Source organism: Spirillospora sp. NPDC052242, assembly GCF_040679555.1.
Taxonomy (GTDB): domain Bacteria; phylum Actinomycetota; class Actinomycetes; order Streptosporangiales; family Streptosporangiaceae; genus Spirillospora.
This window is the reverse complement of record NZ_JBFAUZ010000019.1, coordinates 1-17,675: the sequence shown is the minus strand read 5'-3', so window position 1 is coordinate 17,675 and position 17,675 is coordinate 1. Positions and strand designations below refer to the sequence as shown.

Sequence of the window (17,675 nt, the reverse complement as noted above, 5' to 3'; positions counted from 1 at the left end):
AGCGGTTGAGGGCGTACAAAGCGCATACGAAAAGGGATGGAACTCCCTAGCCGGTAGGCTGGCGACCATGGCGGAACGGGAATGGCGCGTGCCCGTGGCGCAGGTCGCGGCCAAGGGGGCCGCCGCCGTCGCCGTCGCGGCCCTGGCCGCCGTGTCGGCCGGCGACCGCCAGTTCCTGCTGCTCGCCGCCGCGGCCGCCGCCGGGCTGGCCGCGCTGGCGCTGCGGGACGTCCTCGCCTCCGTGCGGCTCGCGGCCGACGCCGCGGGCGTCACCGTGGTGACGGGCTACGCGGGCCGCCGGCGGATCCCGTGGGGCGAGGTCGCGGCCGTCCGGGTGGACGAGCGGCGGCGGCTGCTGCTCCACACCCGGCTGCTGGAGATCGAGACGGCCGACGACCTGCACCTGTTCAGCCGGTTCGACCTCGGCGCCGAGGTCGACGACGTCGCCGCCGCGCTCGGCGAGCTGCGTCAGGGCAGCTCGTCCGGGGTCGGGTAGGACGGCTGCGCGCCCGGCCGCCGGACCGCGGCGGCGCCCGCCCGCGCAGCGTACGCGGCCGCCTCCCGCAGGCCGTCGCCGCGCGCCAGCCGCAGGCACAGCGCGGCGGTGAACGCGTCGCCCGCGCCGGTGGTGTCCACGGCCTCGACCCGCGGGGACGGGACGGCCGCCGTGCCGGACGCGTCGGCGACCAGCACGCCGTCGGCGCCGAGGGTGACGACGACCGAGCGGGGCCCGCGCTCCAGCAGCGCCCGCGCCATCGCGGCGGGCTCCCCCGGCTCCCCGCCGCCGAGCAGGTACGCGGCCTCGTGCTCGTTGACGACGAGCGGGTCGCATAGGGCGAGCAGGTCGGTCGGGACGGGCGCGGGCGGCGACAGGTTCAGCACGACCCGGCCGCCCGCCTCGGCGGCGGTGCGGGCGGCGGCCTGCACCGCCGGGAGCGGCACCTCGAGCTGGAACGACACGACGGCCGCGCCCGCGATCATGTCGCGGGCGGCGGCGACGTCGGCCGGGGAGACCCGGGCGTTGGCCCCGGGCGACACGATGATGCTGTTGTCGCCGTCCGGGCCGACGGTGATCAGCGCGACGCCGTTCGGGCCGGGCGTCGTCGTCAGGTGGGCGAGGTCGACGCCGTCGGCGGCGAGCGCGTCCCGCAGCAGGCGGCCGTGGCTGTCGTCGCCGACCCGGCCGACGATCCCGGTGCGGCCGCCGAGCCGCGCGGCGGCGACCGCCTGGTTCGCGCCCTTGCCGCCCGGATGGACGACCAGGTCGGAGCCGAGCACGGTCTCCCCCGGCGCGGGCCGCCGGTCCACCTTCACCACGAGGTCGGCGTTGACCGAGCCGACGACGACGACTTCCCACATCACGGTCTTCCTCCGGCTCAGTCGGTGACGAACTGCTGGGCGTTCTCACGGGTGGCGATCTTGACCGGCACCGGCGCGTCGGCCGGGACGTCCTCGCCGTCCGCCGCCTTCAGGGCGCTCTCCACGGCCATCTTCCCGAGCAGCCGCGGCTGCTGCGCGACGGTCGCGTTCATGGTGCCGTTCTGCACGGCCTCGATGCCTCCCGGAGTGCCGTCGAACGCGACGACCTTGACGTCGCGGCCCGCCCGGTCGCCGAGCGCCTTGATCGCGCCGAGCGCCATCTCGTCGTTCTCGGCGAACACGCCGGTGACGTCCGGGTGGGACTGCAGCAGGTTCGTCATGACGTTCAGGCCCTTGGTGCGGTCGAAGTCCGCGGGCTGCTTGGCGACGACCTCGATGCCGGGGTGCGCCGCGATGCCCTCGGCGAAGCCCTGCCCGCGCTCGCGGGACGCCGACGTGCCCGGCTGGCCCTGCAGGATCACGATGCGGCCCTCGCCGCCCAGCTGCCGCGCCATCTCCTCGGCCGCGAGCTTGCCGCCCGCGACGTTGTCGGACGCGACGAGCTGCGCGACGTCGGCGCCGTTGACCGTCCGGTCGGCGGCGATCACCGGGATGCCGGCCCGGTTCGCGGCCTGCACGGCTGGCGCGGCGGCGTCGGAGTCGACCGGGTTGACGATGATCGCCTCCATGCCCTGGCTCGCGTAGTTCTGCACCTGGTCGACCTGCTGCGACGCGTCGTTCTGCGCGTCCGAGACGGTCAGGTCGATGCCGAGCCGCTTCGCCTCGGCCTGCGCGCCGTCGCGGAACTGCACGAAGAACGGGTTGTTGAGGGTGGAGACCGACAGGCCGATCTTGGTGCCGCCGCCGGCGGCTCCGCCGCCGTTCCCGCCGGTCAGGGCGAGCCCCGCGGAGAGCGCGACGATCACCGCGACGGCCGCGCCGCCGCCCGCCCAGAACGTCCGGGGGCTGAACTTCACGCCCCGGCGCCGGACGGTGTCCAGCAGCACGGCGAGCGCGATGACGACGCCGATGACGACCTGCTGCCAGAACGCCGAGACCGACAGGAGGTTCAGGCCGTTGCGCAGCACCGCCAGGATGAGCGCGCCGACGAGGGTGCCGAACGCGCGGCCCTTGCCGCCCGACAGGCTCGCGCCGCCGATGACGACCGCCGCGATCGCGTCCAGCTCGTAGCCCTCGGCGGCCTGCGGCTGCGCGGACGCCAGCCGGGACGCGAGGACGATGCCCGCGACGGCCGCGAACGCGCCCGACAGGGCGTAGGTGACGAGCTTCTGCCGGTCGACGCGGATGCCCGACAGCCGCGCGGCCTCCTCGTTGCCGCCGATCGCGTACATCGCGCGGCCGCTGTAGGTGCGGGCGAGGATCAGCGCGGTCAGCAGCCCCATCACGATCATGACGAGGACGGGGACCGGCAGGTACTCGCCGATCGTGTCGCCGAGGTGGGTGACCGCGCCGGGGAACGCGATCGGGCTGCCGTCGGAGATGACCAGGGCGAGTCCCCGGGCGATGCCGAGCATCGCGAGCGTCGCGATGAACGGCGGCAGCTTGCCGTAGGTGATCAGCAGCCCGTTGACGAGCCCGGCCGCGAGCCCGGCCGCGATCGCGAACACGAGCGCGACCGGCCACGGCATCCCCTGCTCGGTGGCCGTCCAGGCCAGGACGACCGCCGACAGCGCGGCGACCGAGCCGACCGACAGGTCGATCCCGGCGGTGACGATCACGAACGTTGCACCGAACGCCAGGATCGCGACGACCGCGGCCTGCACGCCCACGTTCAGCAGGTTCGTCACCGTGAGGAAGTCGTCGGAGGCGACGGCGAGCGCCAGCACCAGGATCACCAGGCCGGCCAGCGCGCCGTTCTCGCCCAGCAGCCGCGCGGTGGTGCGCAGCGCGCCGCCGTCCCGCTCTCCCTCCGGCCGCTTGCGCAAGGTTTCAGTGGACATCGCTACTCCCTGACATGTTCATTCCGCCGCGTCGTCCTGGCCCGATACGGCCAGCGCCATGACCGCGTCCTGGGTCGCCTCGCCCGCCGGCAGCTCGCCGGCGATCCCGCCCCGCGCCATCACGAGGATCCGGTCGCTCATCCCCAGCACCTCGGGCAGATCGCTGGAGATCATCAGCACCGCGTGCCCGGAGGCGGTGAGGTCGTTGATCAACCGGTAGATCTCGACCTTCGCGCCGACGTCGATGCCGCGCGTCGGCTCGTCCAGGATCAGGACCTTCGCGTCGGCCAGCAGCCACTTGCCGATCACGACCTTCTGCTGGTTGCCGCCCGACAGGGTGCGGACCTCCTGGGCGAGCCCGCTCATCCGCACGTTCAGCCGGCCCGCGATCTCGCCCGCGCCGCGCCGCTGCCCGGCCCGGTCGACGACGCCGCCGCGGCTGGCGCGGCCCAGCGTGACCAGGCCGAGGTTCTCCTGCACGTCGGCGCCGAGGACGAGCCCCTGCCCCTTGCGGTCCTCGGGGACGAGCCCGAGCCCCGCCTTCATCGCGGCCTGCACGTCGCCGGGCGGCAGCGCGCGGCCGTCCACCCGCACCTCGCCGCCGTCCGGGCGGTCCGCGCCGAAGACCGCGCGGGCGACCTCGGTGCGGCCCGCGCCGACCAGCCCGGCGAGCCCGACGACCTCGCCCGCGCGGACCTCGAACGAGACGTCCCGGAAGACGCCCGCGCGGGTCAGGCCGCGGACCTCGAGCAGGGCCGGGCCCGGCTCGGTGCGCTCGCGCGGGTACTGCGCGTCGATCGGGCGGCCGACCATCAGCCGTACGAGCTCGTCCTCGGGGGTGTCGGCGGGCACCTCGGCGACCGAGCGGCCGTCCCGCAGGACCGTCACGCGGTCGCCGATCCGGGGGATCTCCTCGAGGTGGTGCGTGATGAAGATGATCGCCACGCCCTCGTCGCGGAGCCGGGCGACGATCTCGAACAGCCGGTCGACCTCGCCGGTGGTGAGGACGGCCGTCGGCTCGTCCATGATCAGCACCCGGGCGTTCTGGCCCAGCGCCTTCGCGATCTCCACCATCTGGCTGCGGGCGATGCCGAGGCCCGCCATCCGGTCGGACGGTTCCGCGGCGACGCCCACCCGCGCCAGCAGGTCGCGGGCGGCGGCGTTCATCGCGCGCCGGTCGACCAGCCCGAACCGGCGCGGCGGCCGGCCCAGGAACAGGTTCTCGGCGACCGACAGCTCGGGGACGAGGTTGAACTCTTGGTAGATCGTCGCGATGCCGAGGTCCTCGGCGTCCTGCGCGGAGCGGATCCGCACGGGCTCGCCGTCCACCTCGATCGTCCCCTCGTCGGGGCGGTGCGCGCCGGACAGCGTCTTGATCAGCGTGCTCTTCCCGGCGCCGTTCTCGCCGAGCAGCACGTGGACCTCGCCGGGGCGCAGCGCGAAGTCCACGCCGTCCAGCGCCACCACGCCGGGGAACGTCTTGCGCAGGCCCCGGACGCGCAGGATCTCACCGTCGTCTGCACTGCTCATCGCGGGCGCCTCCCTTCGGTCTCGTCGGATCCCTGTTCGTGCCGTTCATCCGGTGCGCCGGGGCCGGCGGGGTCGGCGGGCTCGCCGCAGGAGCGGCGCACCACCAGCCGCGCGTCCAGCACCACCGGCTCCACCGGGCGGCCGTCGATGCGGTCCAGCAGCGCCCGGACCGCGCGGCGGCCGAGCTCCTGCACCGGCTGGCCGATCGCGGTGATCGGCGGGTCGAGATGGGTGAACCAGGGGACGTCGTCGTAGGACGCCAGCGCGACGTCCCCCGGGATCGCGAGGCCCCGCGCGCGGATCTCGTCCAGCGCGCCGAGGGCCATCAGGTTGTCCCCCGCGAAGATCGCGTCGGGGGGTTCGGGCAGGTCGAGCAGCCGCGCGGCGCCCGCCCGCCCGCTGGCCGCCTGGAAGTCGCCGGCCTGCACGTAGTCGGGGCGGACGGGCAGCCCGCACGCGCGCAGCGCGGCGGTGAACGCCTCCGTGCGCTCCCGGCCGGTCGACAGCAGCGCCGGTCCGGACACGAACGCGATCCGGCGGCGGCCGAGCGCCGCCAGGTGCGCGACCAGTTCGCCGATGGCGGCCGTCCCGTCCGCCCGCACGGTCGGGACGTCCAGGCCCGGGAGCGTCCGGTCGAGGAACACCAGCGGGCCGCCGTCGCGGACGACGTCGCGCACCAGCGGCGTGACCTCGGCCGTCGGGCACAGCAGCAGGCCGTCCACCCGCTGCTCCAGGAGGGTGCGGACGTAGTGGTCCTGGCGTTCGGCCCGCTCGTCGGCGTTGCCGATCACCACCGAGTACCCGGCGCCGCGCGCCTCGTCCTCGACCGCGCGGGCCAGCTCGGTGAAGAAGGGGTTGAGGATGTCCCCGATGACCAGGCCGATCGTCCGGGTCGTGTCGGTGCGCAGCGAGCGGGCGACGGCGTTGGGCCGGTAGCCCAGCTCCTCGACGGCCGCCAGCACCCGCGCGCGCGTCTCCGCCGTCACCCGGGCGCTGTCGTTGAGCACCCGCGAGACCGTCGCGACCGACACGCCCGCACGGCGTGCGACGTCCTTGACGCCGGCCATCCCGCCTCCCCGCGCATCTACGTGTAATCGTTTTCAAAGCTGTGCTTGTAAACGTTTACACGACCGGCCGCATTCCTGGCAAGCCCGAGTTCGCCCGCGCGTCACCGGAGGTACAGCTCCGCGAGATCGACGACGTCCGAGAGCTCCTCGACCGTCCGGTAATAGCCCCGCCCCACGAGGGCGCCGCCCCTGGTCGCCAGCAGGGCGCTGTCGCCCCGCACGCCCATGAACTCCGCCCACACGCGGTGCGCCCCCGACAACCGCACCGCCGTCACCTGCAGCCCGTCGGGCCCCACCCAGCTCGCACGCACGTCCTCCATATACAGAACGTTACGATCACTGACTCTCCGCATTCACGGCGCGGTGGCCCGGGCGCGCCCGGCTCCCCCGGCGGGGGACGGTCAGCCCGTGTAGAGGCCGGGCAGGCAGATGTCGTCCGACAGCGTGTCGATCGCGCGGACGTCGTCCGGGTCGAAGGTCAGCGTCCACCGGCGTTCGGCCTCGACGATGACGGTGTCCGGGCCGCCGAAGCGGGCGGAGTCGATCCAGCCGACCCCGGAATCGGAGTTGCGGCAGCCCAGGAACGCGCGCTTGGCGAAGAACCCGTCGTCGCTCTCCACGTACAGGGCCACCACCGGGTCGATCATGTTGGACGTGTCGTGCATCACGAGCCGGAACTCGCCGTCCGCGGACACGTCCACGACCCGGGTGCTTCCGGTGCCGCCGAAATCGATCAGGGAGACGAAGGCGACGAGGCACGTGACGGTGACGGCGAGCGCGGCGAAAACGTAGGCGCCCGCCATCGGAAGCCAGGACGGCCCGGGAAGCCTCGTCCTCGCGACGACCACGCCGAGCACGAGGAGCCCGGCCACCAGCAGGCCCGCCCAGAGCAGCCCGAGGCCGCCCATTCCGAGCCAGCGGTACGGATTCTCCATGCCGAAGATCGCCGCCGCCACCAACAGCACGCCCACCACGGCGCCCGCGTACCTCATCCGCACCTCCGATCGGGAGGTTGGATGCGGGAAAGAGCCGGAGAGTTCTGCCCGGGACGGACGGCGTGTTACCGGAACCGGACGGGTAGGGAGTGCGTCGGAAGGGTGTCCGGTCCGTCGCTCGGAGGAGGGGTCCCATGGCGTTGCGGCGGCTGATCGCGGGCGCGCTGCTCGGCGCGGCGGTGGCGGGGGCGGCGGGCTGCGGCGCCGCGAACGCGACCCCACCGGACGGTCCGGCACCCGGCGGGGACGGCGGCCGGACGGTGCGGGCCGGGGAGGAGTTCACGCTCGCGCCCGGGGGCGCGGCGCGGACCGCCGACGGGTTCGCGGTCCGCTTCACCGGGGTCCCGGAGGACAGCCGGTGCCCTCAAGAGGTGGACTGCGCCTGGGAGGGCGACGCGACGGTGACCGTCGAGATCACCGCCGCGGGGGCGTCGCCGGTCGCGCGGGAGCTGCACACCAACCGCCGGTTCGCCACCGCGACGGCGGCCGGCGGGCGCACGGTGCGCCTGCTGGGCCTGGCCCCCGCGGCGCGGCAGGGCGGGGTGCCCGCCGCGGAGTACCGGGCCCGGCTGGCGATCGGCTGATCAGGCCCCGCCGTCGAAGGTGGCCGGGTCGGGACCGACGCGGGTGCCCTGGTCCATCTCGCCGATCCGCTTCATGTCGTCCTCGGTCAGCTCGAAGCCGAAGACGTCGATGTTCTCGGCGATGCGGGACGGCGTCACCGACTTCGGGATGACGACGTTGCCGAGCTGCAGGCTCCACCGCAGCGCGACCTGCGCGGGGGTGCGGCCGTGCGCGCGGCCGATCTCGGCGAGCGCCGGGTCGTCCAGCAGGCCCTGCCCCTGCCCGAGCGGCGACCACGCCTCGGTGCGGACGCCGTGCTCGGCGTGGAAGGCGCGCAGGCCCGCCTGCTGCAGGTAGGGGTGCAGCTCGATCTGGTTGACCGCCGGGACGACGTCGGTCTCCTCCAGGACGTGCCGCAGCGTCTCGACGGTGAAGTTCGAGACGCCGATCGAGCGGACCCGTCCGTCCCGCTGCAGCTCCTCGAACGCGCGCCACGTCTCCAGGTACCTGCCGTGCTGCGGCATCGGCCAGTGGATCAGGTACAGGTCGATGTAGTCGAGGCCGAGGCGCTCCATGCTGGCCTCGAACGCCCGGAGCGTATTGTCGCGCCCCTGGTCGCTGTTCCACAGCTTGGTGGTGACGAACAGCTCCTCGCGCGGGACGTCCGCCGCGCGCAGCGCCCGTCCGGTGCCGCGCTCGTTCCGGTAGACGGCGGCCGTGTCGATGCTGCGGTAGCCGTTCTCCAGCGCCGTCGTCACGGCCTGCTCGGCCTCGTCGTCGGGCACCTGGAAGACCCCGAAGCCCAGCTGCGGCATGGCGCGGCCGTCGATGAGGTCCACGTTCGGTACGGTCACGGTTCCGTCCCCCCTCTGGCGTGCACGTGCGGTGGCGTTCGTGCCCGGTGGACGGCGTCCGAATCGGGCACGACGCCCACGATGGTCGAAATTGTGATCCTATCCGCGCCCCGCGACCGCTCGGCCGACCTCAGGCGGTCAGCAGCGTCTTGCCGACGACCGCGCGCGCCTCGATCGCGGCGTGCGCCTCGGCGGCGCGCTCGAGCGGGAACGTGCGGCCGACGACCGGCGCCGGCCGCCCGGCGGCGGCCTCGGCCAGGGCGCGCTCCGCCCGTTCCCGGCCGCCCGCCCGCAGCTCCATGAGCTGCTCCAGGCCGATGACGGTGACGCCGCGGCGGGCCGCCTCGTCCGGCGTGATCTCGGTGGGGGCTCCCCCGGCCGCGCCGTGCACGGAGAACCGGCCGCCCGCCGCGGTCACGTCGAACGCCGCGCGGCCGATCGCGCCGCCGGCACCAGGACCTCCGGCCCGCCGAACCGTTCCACGCGCACGACCCTCATCAGGACCCCCTCGTCGATCTTTCGTGACGCGGACCATCCTGGGACCTCGAGCATGCTCGAGGTCAAGTGCGCTCGCGCTGCGCGCGGACGACCTCCTGGAACGCGTCCTTGAAGGCGGCGTAGCGCTCGGCGCCGAGGTTCTCGGCGTGGCGGCGCTCCATGTCGGCGAGGATCGCGCGGGCCTTGGCGACCTCGTCGCGGCCGCGGTCGGTGGGGACGACGCGCTTGGCGCGGCGGTCGTCCGGGTCGGGTTCGCGGCGGACGTAGCCGAGCGCGGCGAGCTCGTCCACGATCGTGCCGACGATCTGCTTGTGCTGGCCGGTGCGCGCGGCGAGCTCGGTCGCGCGGGCGCCGTCCCGGCCGAGGAAGGCCAGGACGCTCCCGTGCCGCGGGCGCACGTCGGGGTGCCCCTGCTCGGCGAGCCGCTCGAACAGTTCGTCCTGCAGCGCGCGCATCAGCTGCCCGGCGAGCATGCCCAAGTCGGGTCCTCCCTGCTCCTCGCCCATCTTCTCCCCAATTTAGTCACGATCCTTGACCATCAACGTTCTTGATTATATCGTGGTGGCATACCGCAACGCACCTCCCCGAAGGGACCGGGCCCATGAGCAGCACGGACGTGGACGTCTACATCGACACCAAGCTCGACCCGAAGCATCACGACACCGTCGCCGCCCTGCGCGCCCTGATGGCCGACGCCGCGCCGGACGCCGCGGAGTGCCTCACCTACGGCTCCCCGGCCTGGCGGGGGACGAAGATCCTCGCCGTGATCAGCCCGAGCAAGACGCACCTGACCTTCGCCTTCGAGCGCGGCGCGGAGTTCGACGACCCGCACGGCCTGCTGCAGGGCGTCGGGAAGCGGACCCGGCACGTCAAGATCAAGCCGGGGGCCGACCTCGACGAGACGGCCCTGCGCGGCTACATCGCCCAGGCCGTCGCGCTCGACCGCGCATGAGAAACCGCCCCCGGGCACGGCCCGGGGGCGGTTTCGAGTGCGGTTCCGGAGGCCGGTCAGACCGTGCCGCGGAAGGTGTGCTCGCCGGAGCCGACGGTCACCGGCGCGTCGCGGCCGGGGACGCGCACCTCGGCGGTGCTGCCCGCCGGCACGGTCACCTTCAAGGTGACGCGGCCGTCGTCCAGCCGCCACGACGAGCGGACCTCGCCGTAGGGCGTCTGCCGCGTCGCGGACGCGCCGGTCAGGTCACCGACGACGGACGGCGCGATCAGCAGCTTCCGGTAGCCCGCCGAACCGTCGGCCTGCCGGATCCCGGCCAGGTGGCCGGTGAACCAGGCGTCGATCGCGCCGAGCATGAAGTGGTTCTGCGACTGGCCGCTGCCGCCGTCCCAGGTCTCGCCGAGCGCGGTGTTGCCGTGCACGACCTGGTACCCGTAGCTCGGGCTGTCGGTCTGGGTGGCGATCTTGTAGAGGACGTCGTCGGGCAGCACGCGCAGCGCGGAGGGCAGCGAGATCTCGCCGAGGACGAGGTTCCAGCCCTTGTCCTCGATGGACGCGATCAGGTGGTCGAGCAGCCGCTGCCGCTGGTCGTCCGGGACGGCGCCCATGTCGAGCGCGATCGCCTCCGCGCCGTGCCCGCCGCCGCCGAACGTCCCGGTCGCCGGGTCGTACAGCTCGTCCGACAGGGCCTTGGCGCTGAGGTCGGCCTTGGCCCGGAACGCGGCGGCCTCGTCCGGCTTCCCGAGCGTCTCGGCGATCTTGGCGAGGGTGTTGTTGAGGCTCCACCAGCCGAACGTGCCCGAGACGACCTTGGGGAACGTGCGGTCGGGGCTGAACCAGTCGCCGAGCGTGTAGTCGGTCAGCCCGTTCTCGACGCGGCCCTCGATGTGCGCGGCGTACCGCTTCATCTGCGGGTAGTACGTCCGCATCGTCTCGACGTCGCCGTACTCCTGGTACAGCTGCCACGGCACGTGGACGAACGCGCCGCCCCAGTTCGAGTCGTCCCGGTACGAGCCCGCCAGGACGGTGTAGTCCGGGACGGTCGAGGGGATGAGGCCCGTCTCGGTCTGGGCGTCCGCCATGTCCTGGACGACCTTGCGCAGATGCGCGTGGACGTCGTAGTTCGCGGCGAGGGTCGGGCCGACGAGGTGGTCCTGCTCCAGCCAGCCGAGCTTCTCGCGGCTCGGGCAGTCGGTGAACACGCTCATCATGTTGCCCTCGACGGCGCGGCGGACCAGCCCATGGATGCCGTTGATCAGGTCGTTGGACGAGCTGAACGAGCCGGCCGAGTCGTTGTCGGCGTGCAGCACCTGCCCGTTGACGCGGATCGACGCGCCCTCGGGCAGTCCCTGGACCTCCAGGTAGCGGAACCCGTGGTAGGAGAACCGCGGGTGCCAGGTCTCCGGACGGGACGACCGGGTCGTGTACTCGTCCCAGATCGGCGCGCCCACGTTGCTGATCGACTGGTTGACGCGCCCGTCCTTGAGGCTCTCGGCGGGCAGGATCCGCACGGACGTCCCGGCGGGCGCGTCGATCGTGATCTCCGGGCGGCCGGCGATGTTGCGGCCGACGTCGAACACCTTGTAGCCGTCGCCGGAGCCGACCTCGCGGCCCCGCAGCTCGTCGATGACGCGGACCGGCTCGGACATCCGGCCGGCCGGCGGGCCGGGCGCCGCCACGGGGACGGCGTCCTCCCAGCCGTCGCGGGAGGCGCCGGGGCGGTCCCAGCCGGGACGCTCGCGGCGGGCGTCGTGGTCCTCGCCGCCGTACCAGTTGGAGAAGGTGACGGGCCCGAGGACGGTCTTCCAGCTCCCGTCGCTGACGATGCGCCGCACGGACCCGTCGCGGAGGGTCACCTCGAGCTGCGCCGTCATCTTCGGGTCGCTGAAGGTGTCGGCGAACTTGCGGTACCGGTCCGGCGTGGAGATCACGTTGGCGATGCCGTTGCCCAGCTCGACGCCGAGGGTGTTGCCGCCGGAGCGCAGCAGCTTCGTCACGTCGTAGGTCGCGTACTGGACGCGGTCGGCGAAGTCGGTGTTGGCCGGTTCGAGTTCGGCGTCGCCGATGCGGCGGCCGTTCAGCCGCGCCTCGTAGACGCCGAGGCCGGCGATGTAGAGGCGGGCGTCGCGGACGCCGCCGGGCAGCCGGAAGTCCTTCGCGAAGATCGGCATGGCCTCCGGCACGATCGCCGGCGGCGGCTCCCGGTCCGCGACCTCCGTGCGGGCGGTGAAGGGCCCGTCGGCGGCGTCGGCCGTGCCGACCGTGAAGTCGGCGGGCGTGTGCGGCGCCTTGCCGCCCTCGCCGGGCAGGTCGGTGCGCGGCCACAGGACGACCTGGTCGAACTCCTTCGCCTCGCGCAGGTCGACGGTCAGCGTCAGCGGCTCGTCCGACAGGTCCGCGTCGCCGTGCGCGGAGCTGCGCCAGCCCGCCTTCTCCTGGTTCGTGGTGCGGGTGCCGTCGGTGAGGTGCCGCGCGTCCCACTTGCGGTTGACGTTGCCGCCCTTGTCGGACGGCGTCACGGTGCGTCCCTTCGCGAGGTTCGTGTCCGGGTCGCCGGAGTCGCGGACCTCGAGTTCGGCGAGCGCCAGCCGGTAGGTGTCGCCGTCGAGGGTCTCCTCCAGCGGCAGACCCAGCTCCGTCACGTTCAGCCGGACGAACTGGGCGGTGGTGTCCGGCAGCTCCACCACGATCGGGGCGGGCTGCTTGTCCTTGATCTGCCAGTCCTCCTGGGTGATCCAGCGGCCCTGCCAGTCGCTCTGCGCGGTCAGGCCGGTCTCGAACCAGGACGGCGACGACCAGCCGGACGGGCGCCCGTCCGTCCAGACGCGGACCCGCCAGTACACGCGGGTGCGGCTGCCGACCTTCTTCCCGGCGTAGTCGGCCTGCGGGAACGCCGACTCCACGCGGCCGGAGTCCCACAGGTCGGGACGCCCGCGGTGCAGCGACCGCTCGCTGGTGGCGGCCTGGATCTGGTACGCGCTCTGGGTGACGTTCCGTCCGCCGCGGAGCTGCCAGGTGAGCGGCGGGGTGGTGTCGTCGATCCCCAGGGCCTCGTTCAGGTGGAACGCCTCCAGCCCGACGGGACGGACGCCGCCCGCGGCGTGCGCGGGCGCGGAGACGAGCGTCAGCGGGAGCGCGACGGTGATCGCCGCCGCGGCGAGCCCGCGCATCTTCTTCTTGGGCAAGGGGTCTCCTACGGGGTGTCGGCCAGGGCCGAGATCTCGGCCGCCGTGAGGGCGTGGTCGTAGAGGCGGAAATCGGACACCGCGCCGTGCAGGTGGGGGCGGCGGGTGTCCTGCTGGTCGCCGAGGTAGTTGGCGGTGGTCGCGCCGAGCGCGAGGGGGCTCATGACGAGGCCGTCGTTGCGCCCGGCCTCGGCCCCGTCGATGTACAGGACGGCCGAGCCGTTCCCGGCCGTGACGGCGACGTGCGTCCACGCGCCGGTGGGCAGGGCGGACGGGGCGTCAGCGACGTCCTCGCCCTCCATGCCGGTGACGCGCATCCCGAACCGCGCCCGGCCCGCACCGGTGCGGGCGGTCACCGCGAAGTACGTCTCGCGGTTGAAGCCGAGGTCGAAGACCCGCACGTTGTTCACGAGCGAGTCGAGCCGGACCCGGAGCACGACCGTCAGCTCGTCCAGGCCGCCGAGCAGCCCGGGCGGGAGCAGCACGTGCCCGCCCTGGCCGTCGAGGACGACGGAATCGCCGTCCTCCGCCCAGGACGCCCCGGCGGCGAGCTTCGCGTCCGGCCAGCGGCCCGCGGCGTCGGCGAGGCCGCGGCCGCGCAGCGGGAAGTGCGCCAGCAGCCCCGGCCGGTGCCGGTGCGCCGGCGTCAGCCAGTAGACGGTGTAGCGCTCGTGCTGGACGTCCGCGAACGGCTTCAGCTCGACGTCGGCGCCGTCGGCCCGGGCGGTGTAGTGCAGCGGCCGGCGGCGGTCGGGGCGCAGCGACCGCGGGTCGATGGCCGGGAAGGTGGCGAGCGCCCGGTCCCCGTACCGTCCGGCCAGGACGACCGGGCCGACGGTGACGGCCTGCACGTTCGGGTTGTCGGGGGTCTTGCGCCACACCGGGGCCATCGGCGTCGACAGCTCCACGACGTCGCCGCGCCGCCAGTGCCGCTCGATCTCGGCGTAGCGGCCCGGACGGACGCGCACCGGCACCGCCCGCCCGTTCACCCGGACGCGCGGGTGCCCGCCCCGGGCGCCCAGCCACCCCGGGATGCGGAGCTTGAGGGCGAAGCGGGACGAGCCGCGCGTCACGGTGAGGCGGGTCCGTTCGGCGTACGGGTACCCGGTCTCCTGCCTGAGCCCGATGCCGCGCTCCCGCCACGTCAGCTCGGACGGGATGAACAGGTTGACGTACAGCTCGTCCTTCGTGTGGAAGTAGATGCTGTCGGCGAACTTCGTGTGCGTCTCCATGGCGGTGCCGTGGTCGCAGGAGAAGTTGTCGTAGTCGCCGCTGTAGCTGCCGGGCGCCGCGCCGAGGCCGCCCTTCGGCTCGCGCTGCGAGCCCGGCCACAGGCCCGCGTAGTACGTGACGAACCCGTGCTCGGACTCGGGGTCCTGCTGGCCCAGCATCTGGTTCAGCAGGGTCCACTCGTAGTAGTCCATGTACGCGGACTCGTCCGGGTCGTGCAGGAACAGCAGCCGCGACAGCTTCAGCATGTTGTAGCTGTTGCAGTTCTCGCAGGTGTCCGAGCCGAGCCGGGACGCGATCTGGTCCGGCGGGCAGAACATCTCGTTGTTGCTGTTGCCGCCGATCACGTACGTGTGGTGGTGGACGACCGTGTCCCAGAAGAACGCCGCGATGTCGCGGTAGCGGGCGTCGCCGGTCGCCTCGTACTCGCGCATCGCGCCGACGATCTTCGGGATCTGGGTGTTGGCGTGGTACCCGTCGAGGGCGTCGCGGCGCTCGGCGAGCGGGCCGTAGATCTCCTCGTGGTCGAACCGGCGGGCCGTCCGCAGATGCGCGGGGTCGCCGGTCACCTGGTGGAGGGCGGCCAGCACCTCGTTCATGCCGCCGAACTCGACCCGCAGGATCTCCTGCATCTCCTCGTGGGAGAGCTTGCCGTTGCGCGCCTCCGCCCACGCCGCCATGCCGGTCACGACGTCGAGCGCCTGCCGGTTCCCGCTCAGCGTGTACTGGTCGAGCAGCCCCGCCATGATCTTGTGGATCGTGTAGTAGGGCGCCCACGGTTTCCCGCCGGACTCCAGGTCCGCGAACACCGACTCGGGGAACGCCGACAGGTAGCCGGCGGTGAACCCGGCCGCCGCGGCCGCCGCCTGGCATTTCGCCAGCTCGGCGACGATGTACCGGCCCTTGGCGGCGAACGCGTCGTCGCCGGTGTTCGCGTGGGCCTGCGCGAGGCCGGACAGCAGGTGGCCCGTCGAGTGCCCGCGCAGCAGGACGTCCGGCGCCTCCCACCCGCCGCACGGCTCGGCCGACGACGGCAGCCCGGCGTTCGTCCGGAACGTGTGCAGCAGCCGGTCGGCGTCGACGAACTTCAGGTAGGCGCAGGTCCGCGCCATGTTCGCGCGGAACGGGCCGTCGAGCAGCGCGACGTCGGACAGCGGGAAGGGCGCCAGGGCCCCGCCCGCCGGGCGCCCGGGGGCGGTGCCGGCGAGCGCCGGGGGCGCCGCCGGGAGCGCGAGCGCGGTGGCGGTGGCACCCGCCGTGCCGATGAAGGCACGGCGGGTGAACGGAGCGGCCGTCATGCCCGCTTGCTCCGGATGTGGTGGTCACCGCGCAGGCCCTCGACGTACACGTAGGCGCCGTCGGACGAGACGCCGCGGGCGTGCGCCCGGCGGCCGTCCCACACCAGGCGGCCGTCCACCCGGACCTCGACGCGCTCGCCGAACGTCGGCACGCCGACGCGTCCGGTCGCCCGGTGCGGGGCGTCCAGGCGGGCGGTGAACACGCCGTGCTTCGACACGTTCCAGGACGCCTCGACCTGCCCGAGCGTCGTCGTGATGCTGCCCTTCGCGAACGTCAGGTCGGCGGTGTGCGGGACGAAGTCGAACGAGCGCCCGCCGACGCCGGTCGGCTTCAGGCCGAGGACGTTGAAGGTGAGCGCGGGCGTCGGGCCGGTCGCCCAGGCGTGCGCGAGGGACACGTAGGAGCTGCAGAACACGCAGCCGTCCTCGGCGTTGCGGAACGACTCCCAGAAGGTGCTCTTGGTGCCCTCCGGGTGGTTCAGCATGTAGCCCCACTGGCGGCGGATGATGTCGACGCCCGCCTGGTCGGCGGCGCGGCTCCCCGCGTTGAAGTGGGCGTTGACCTCCATCGATCCCGAGAACACGCCCGGGTTGCCCTTGTTCTCGGGCGCGGTCGAGGAGATCGACGTCCAGTTGCCCTTCAGCTTCTCGCTGATGCGCCGCGCCTTGGCGTCGCCCGCGAGGCCGTACCAGACCGCGACGGAGTTGCCCGCCTGCGGGTGGATGGCGGAGTCGGGGTAGAACCGGTACGCCCCGGCCTCCTCGTCCCACAGGTGCGCGTCGATCGCCTCGCGGATCGCGCCGGCGCGCTCGGCGTACGAGCGGGCCAGGCCGCGGTCGCCCTGCGCCTCGGCCATCTTGGAGCCGGTGTCGAGGACGCGCCACATCAGCACGTTCGCGAGGAGGTTCTCGCCCTTGGCGAGGATCCGGACGGAGTCGCTCGTCCCGGTGATGTAGACGAGGCCCTTGTCCTGGATCTTGCCGGAGATGAAGTCGACGGCCTCGGTGTAGTCGTCCCAGACCGTCGACAGCCAGCGCCGGTCGCCGGTGTGCAGGTAGTGGTCCCACGTGGCGGCGAGGGTCCACAGGTGGTAGGTGTCCGAGCCGTACTTGTCCAGCTCGGGACCGGCGTAGGGCAGCTCGCCGGTGTCGCGCTGGTGCTGGTACACGGTGGTGAGGGCGTTCTCGGCCGACTCGGTGTCGTCGAACGCGGCGTAGGCGGCGGGCACCTCGATGCCGAGGTCGCCCGGCCAGACCGTCCGGTCGCGCTTGGCGCCGTCCACGAGGATCGTGTCGCCGACGCCGACGGTGCCGCTGTTGTCCCACAGCTCCGCGGGCGGCTCCCAGATCCGGCCGCGCTTCGGCGAGATCGTGTTGAGCTGGACGGTGTACGCCCCGGCGTACCAGATCCGGTTGAGCAGGTCGTCGGACGAGTAGAAGTAGTTCGCGTACTCCGCCGGGTCCTCCATCTTGGGGGCCGCGGTGAAGTGCAGGGACACCTTGTCGAGCTCGACCGTCCCCGCGGTCTTCAGGAAGATCGTCAGGTACCGGAAGCCGCCCCGCAGGTGCTGGTCGGGCGTGGTGTAGGACGTGCGGCCGTCCACGTCGACGGAGAGGGCGCCGTCGCGGGAGCGCGGGCCGCCCGTGGACGCGTCGCTCGTCGTGTCGACGTACACCGACGACTCGGCGAACGCGACGCCGACCTGCTGCGCGCCGTCCGACCCGGCGAAGTGCAGGCTGGTGAGGCCGCCGACCTCCTTGCCGAAGTCGAGCGTGATCGACGAGCCCGCGCCGCTGAGCGTCGTCCGGCGGCCCTTGAGGACGGCCGCGGCGTCGTGCACGGTCCCGGTCGTGCGGAACACCGACACCGGGCGGACCGTCCGGGACGACGGCGACAGGATGTACTTCTCCCAGGGGCGGGCGCCGTACCCGTTGCCGTTTCCGTTTCCGTTGCCGCGGCCGGGGTCGGCCAGGGCGGTTCCCTGGGCCGCCACCAGGGCGGACAGCCCGAGGGCGAGGGCGGCCGCCCCGCGGCGGCGCCTGGATACGCTGGAGTGCATGGATTCCTCGCTATTCCGGTCTTGAGCAGGACGGCCGGCCACGTTCCGGGCCAGGTACTTGGCACCGATCAGGTCGAGGATCACGTCGTACGGGCCGGCGTCGACGAAGTCCTCGGTGCGGT

15 protein-coding genes are annotated in these 17,675 nt (G+C 73.3%); 3 read left to right on the top strand and 12 right to left on the bottom strand.

Going from position 1 to position 17,675, the window contains the following annotated elements:
* Positions 1–67 precede the first annotated feature (67 nt).
* The gene (locus tag AB0L25_RS17380; RefSeq protein WP_500173136.1) at positions 68–496 is read left to right on the top strand and encodes a PH domain-containing protein; all 429 of its coding nucleotides are present in this window, start codon (positions 68–70) and stop codon (positions 494–496) included.
* Here the strand turns inward: AB0L25_RS17380 and AB0L25_RS17375 are convergent.
* From AB0L25_RS17375 to AB0L25_RS17350, 6 genes are all read right to left on the bottom strand, one after another.
* On the bottom strand, positions 469–1,359 hold the full coding sequence (locus AB0L25_RS17375; RefSeq protein ID WP_500173133.1) for a ribokinase: 891 nt from the start codon (positions 1,357–1,359) through the stop codon (positions 469–471). The two genes, AB0L25_RS17380 and AB0L25_RS17375, sit on opposite strands and share 28 nt — an antisense overlap.
* A gap of 17 nt (positions 1,360–1,376) precedes the next feature.
* Positions 1,377–3,320 (bottom strand): ABC transporter permease/substrate-binding protein, encoded by a 1,944-nt coding sequence (locus AB0L25_RS17370; protein ID WP_500173131.1) that lies wholly within the window; start codon positions 3,318–3,320, stop codon positions 1,377–1,379.
* Positions 3,321–3,338: 18 nt separating this feature from the next.
* The gene (locus tag AB0L25_RS17365; protein ID WP_500173129.1) at positions 3,339–4,850 is read right to left on the bottom strand and encodes a sugar ABC transporter ATP-binding protein; all 1,512 of its coding nucleotides are present in this window, start codon (positions 4,848–4,850) and stop codon (positions 3,339–3,341) included.
* A complete protein-coding gene (locus AB0L25_RS17360) occupies positions 4,847–5,917 on the bottom strand; it encodes a LacI family DNA-binding transcriptional regulator (protein ID WP_500173127.1) in 1,071 nt (356 codons plus the stop codon). Before AB0L25_RS17360 ends, AB0L25_RS17365 begins: the two co-directional genes overlap by 4 nt.
* Before the next feature lie 101 nt (positions 5,918–6,018).
* The gene (locus AB0L25_RS17355) at positions 6,019–6,237 is read right to left on the bottom strand and encodes a hypothetical protein (RefSeq protein WP_500173125.1); all 219 of its coding nucleotides are present in this window, start codon (positions 6,235–6,237) and stop codon (positions 6,019–6,021) included.
* 81 nt (positions 6,238–6,318) lie between these two features.
* The gene (locus AB0L25_RS17350) at positions 6,319–6,909 is read right to left on the bottom strand and encodes a hypothetical protein (protein ID WP_500173123.1); all 591 of its coding nucleotides are present in this window, start codon (positions 6,907–6,909) and stop codon (positions 6,319–6,321) included.
* Between the two features lie 137 nt (positions 6,910–7,046).
* On the opposite strand from AB0L25_RS17350, the gene AB0L25_RS17345 reads away from it, so the two are divergent.
* On the top strand, positions 7,047–7,496 hold the full coding sequence (locus AB0L25_RS17345) for a hypothetical protein (protein ID WP_500173121.1): 450 nt from the start codon (positions 7,047–7,049) through the stop codon (positions 7,494–7,496).
* Here the strand turns inward: AB0L25_RS17345 and AB0L25_RS17340 are convergent, their stop codons facing one another.
* The 3 genes from AB0L25_RS17340 to AB0L25_RS17330 form a co-directional block, all read right to left on the bottom strand.
* On the bottom strand, positions 7,497–8,291 hold the full coding sequence (locus AB0L25_RS17340; protein WP_500173293.1) for an aldo/keto reductase: 795 nt from the start codon (positions 8,289–8,291) through the stop codon (positions 7,497–7,499). It abuts the gene before it with no gap.
* 169 nt (positions 8,292–8,460) lie between these two features.
* A complete protein-coding gene (locus AB0L25_RS17335; RefSeq protein WP_500173119.1) occupies positions 8,461–8,865 on the bottom strand; it encodes a zinc-binding dehydrogenase in 405 nt (134 codons plus the stop codon).
* Between the two features lie 25 nt (positions 8,866–8,890).
* The gene (locus AB0L25_RS17330) at positions 8,891–9,334 is read right to left on the bottom strand and encodes a MarR family winged helix-turn-helix transcriptional regulator (RefSeq protein WP_500173118.1); all 444 of its coding nucleotides are present in this window, start codon (positions 9,332–9,334) and stop codon (positions 8,891–8,893) included.
* A gap of 95 nt (positions 9,335–9,429) precedes the next feature.
* Here AB0L25_RS17330 and AB0L25_RS17325 point away from each other — a divergent pair, with 95 nt between their 5' ends.
* Complete coding sequence (locus tag AB0L25_RS17325) at positions 9,430–9,780, top strand: DUF1801 domain-containing protein (protein WP_500173116.1); 351 nt, start codon at positions 9,430–9,432, stop codon at positions 9,778–9,780.
* A 56-nt stretch (positions 9,781–9,836) separates the two neighbouring features.
* Here the strand turns inward: AB0L25_RS17325 and AB0L25_RS17320 are convergent, their stop codons facing one another.
* Genes AB0L25_RS17320 through AB0L25_RS17310 form a run of 3 tightly spaced genes read right to left on the bottom strand, consistent with a single transcriptional unit; the run spans position 9,837 to position 17,553 of the window.
* A complete protein-coding gene (locus AB0L25_RS17320) occupies positions 9,837–12,965 on the bottom strand; it encodes a family 78 glycoside hydrolase catalytic domain (protein ID WP_500173114.1) in 3,129 nt (1,042 codons plus the stop codon).
* 8 nt (positions 12,966–12,973) lie between these two features.
* Complete coding sequence (locus AB0L25_RS17315) at positions 12,974–15,493, bottom strand: glycoside hydrolase family 127 protein (protein WP_500173111.1); 2,520 nt, start codon at positions 15,491–15,493, stop codon at positions 12,974–12,976.
* Positions 15,490–17,553, bottom strand: coding sequence for an alpha-L-rhamnosidase-related protein (locus AB0L25_RS17310; RefSeq protein WP_500173109.1), 2,064 nt, complete (start codon positions 17,551–17,553; stop codon positions 15,490–15,492). The genes AB0L25_RS17315 and AB0L25_RS17310 overlap by 4 nt, the downstream gene beginning before the upstream one ends.
* Positions 17,554–17,675 lie beyond the last annotated feature (122 nt).

Bases quoted from the DNA above. Each gene is read 5' to 3' on its own strand.
- AB0L25_RS17380 (WP_500173136.1), top strand. From the start codon at position 68: ATGGCGGAACGGGAATGGCGCGTGCCCGTGGCGCAGGTCGCGGCCAAG.
- AB0L25_RS17375 (WP_500173133.1), bottom strand. From the start codon at position 1,359: ATGTGGGAAGTCGTCGTCGTCGGCTCGGTCAACGCCGACCTCGTGGTG.
- AB0L25_RS17370 (WP_500173131.1), bottom strand. From the start codon at position 3,320: ATGTCCACTGAAACCTTGCGCAAGCGGCCGGAGGGAGAGCGGGACGGC.
- AB0L25_RS17365 (WP_500173129.1), bottom strand. From the start codon at position 4,850: ATGAGCAGTGCAGACGACGGTGAGATCCTGCGCGTCCGGGGCCTGCGC.
- AB0L25_RS17360 (WP_500173127.1), bottom strand. From the start codon at position 5,917: ATGGCCGGCGTCAAGGACGTCGCACGCCGTGCGGGCGTGTCGGTCGCG.
- AB0L25_RS17355 (WP_500173125.1), bottom strand. From the start codon at position 6,237: ATGGAGGACGTGCGTGCGAGCTGGGTGGGGCCCGACGGGCTGCAGGTG.
- AB0L25_RS17350 (WP_500173123.1), bottom strand. From the start codon at position 6,909: ATGAGGTACGCGGGCGCCGTGGTGGGCGTGCTGTTGGTGGCGGCGGCG.
- AB0L25_RS17345 (WP_500173121.1), top strand. From the start codon at position 7,047: ATGGCGTTGCGGCGGCTGATCGCGGGCGCGCTGCTCGGCGCGGCGGTG.
- AB0L25_RS17340 (WP_500173293.1), bottom strand. From the start codon at position 8,291: ATGCCGCAGCTGGGCTTCGGGGTCTTCCAGGTGCCCGACGACGAGGCC.
- AB0L25_RS17335 (WP_500173119.1), bottom strand. From the start codon at position 8,865: ATGGTCCGCGTCACGAAAGATCGACGAGGGGGTCCTGATGAGGGTCGT.
- AB0L25_RS17330 (WP_500173118.1), bottom strand. From the start codon at position 9,334: ATGGGCGAGGAGCAGGGAGGACCCGACTTGGGCATGCTCGCCGGGCAG.
- AB0L25_RS17325 (WP_500173116.1), top strand. From the start codon at position 9,430: ATGAGCAGCACGGACGTGGACGTCTACATCGACACCAAGCTCGACCCG.
- AB0L25_RS17315 (WP_500173111.1), bottom strand. From the start codon at position 15,493: ATGACGGCCGCTCCGTTCACCCGCCGTGCCTTCATCGGCACGGCGGGT.
- AB0L25_RS17310 (WP_500173109.1), bottom strand. From the start codon at position 17,553: ATGCACTCCAGCGTATCCAGGCGCCGCCGCGGGGCGGCCGCCCTCGCC.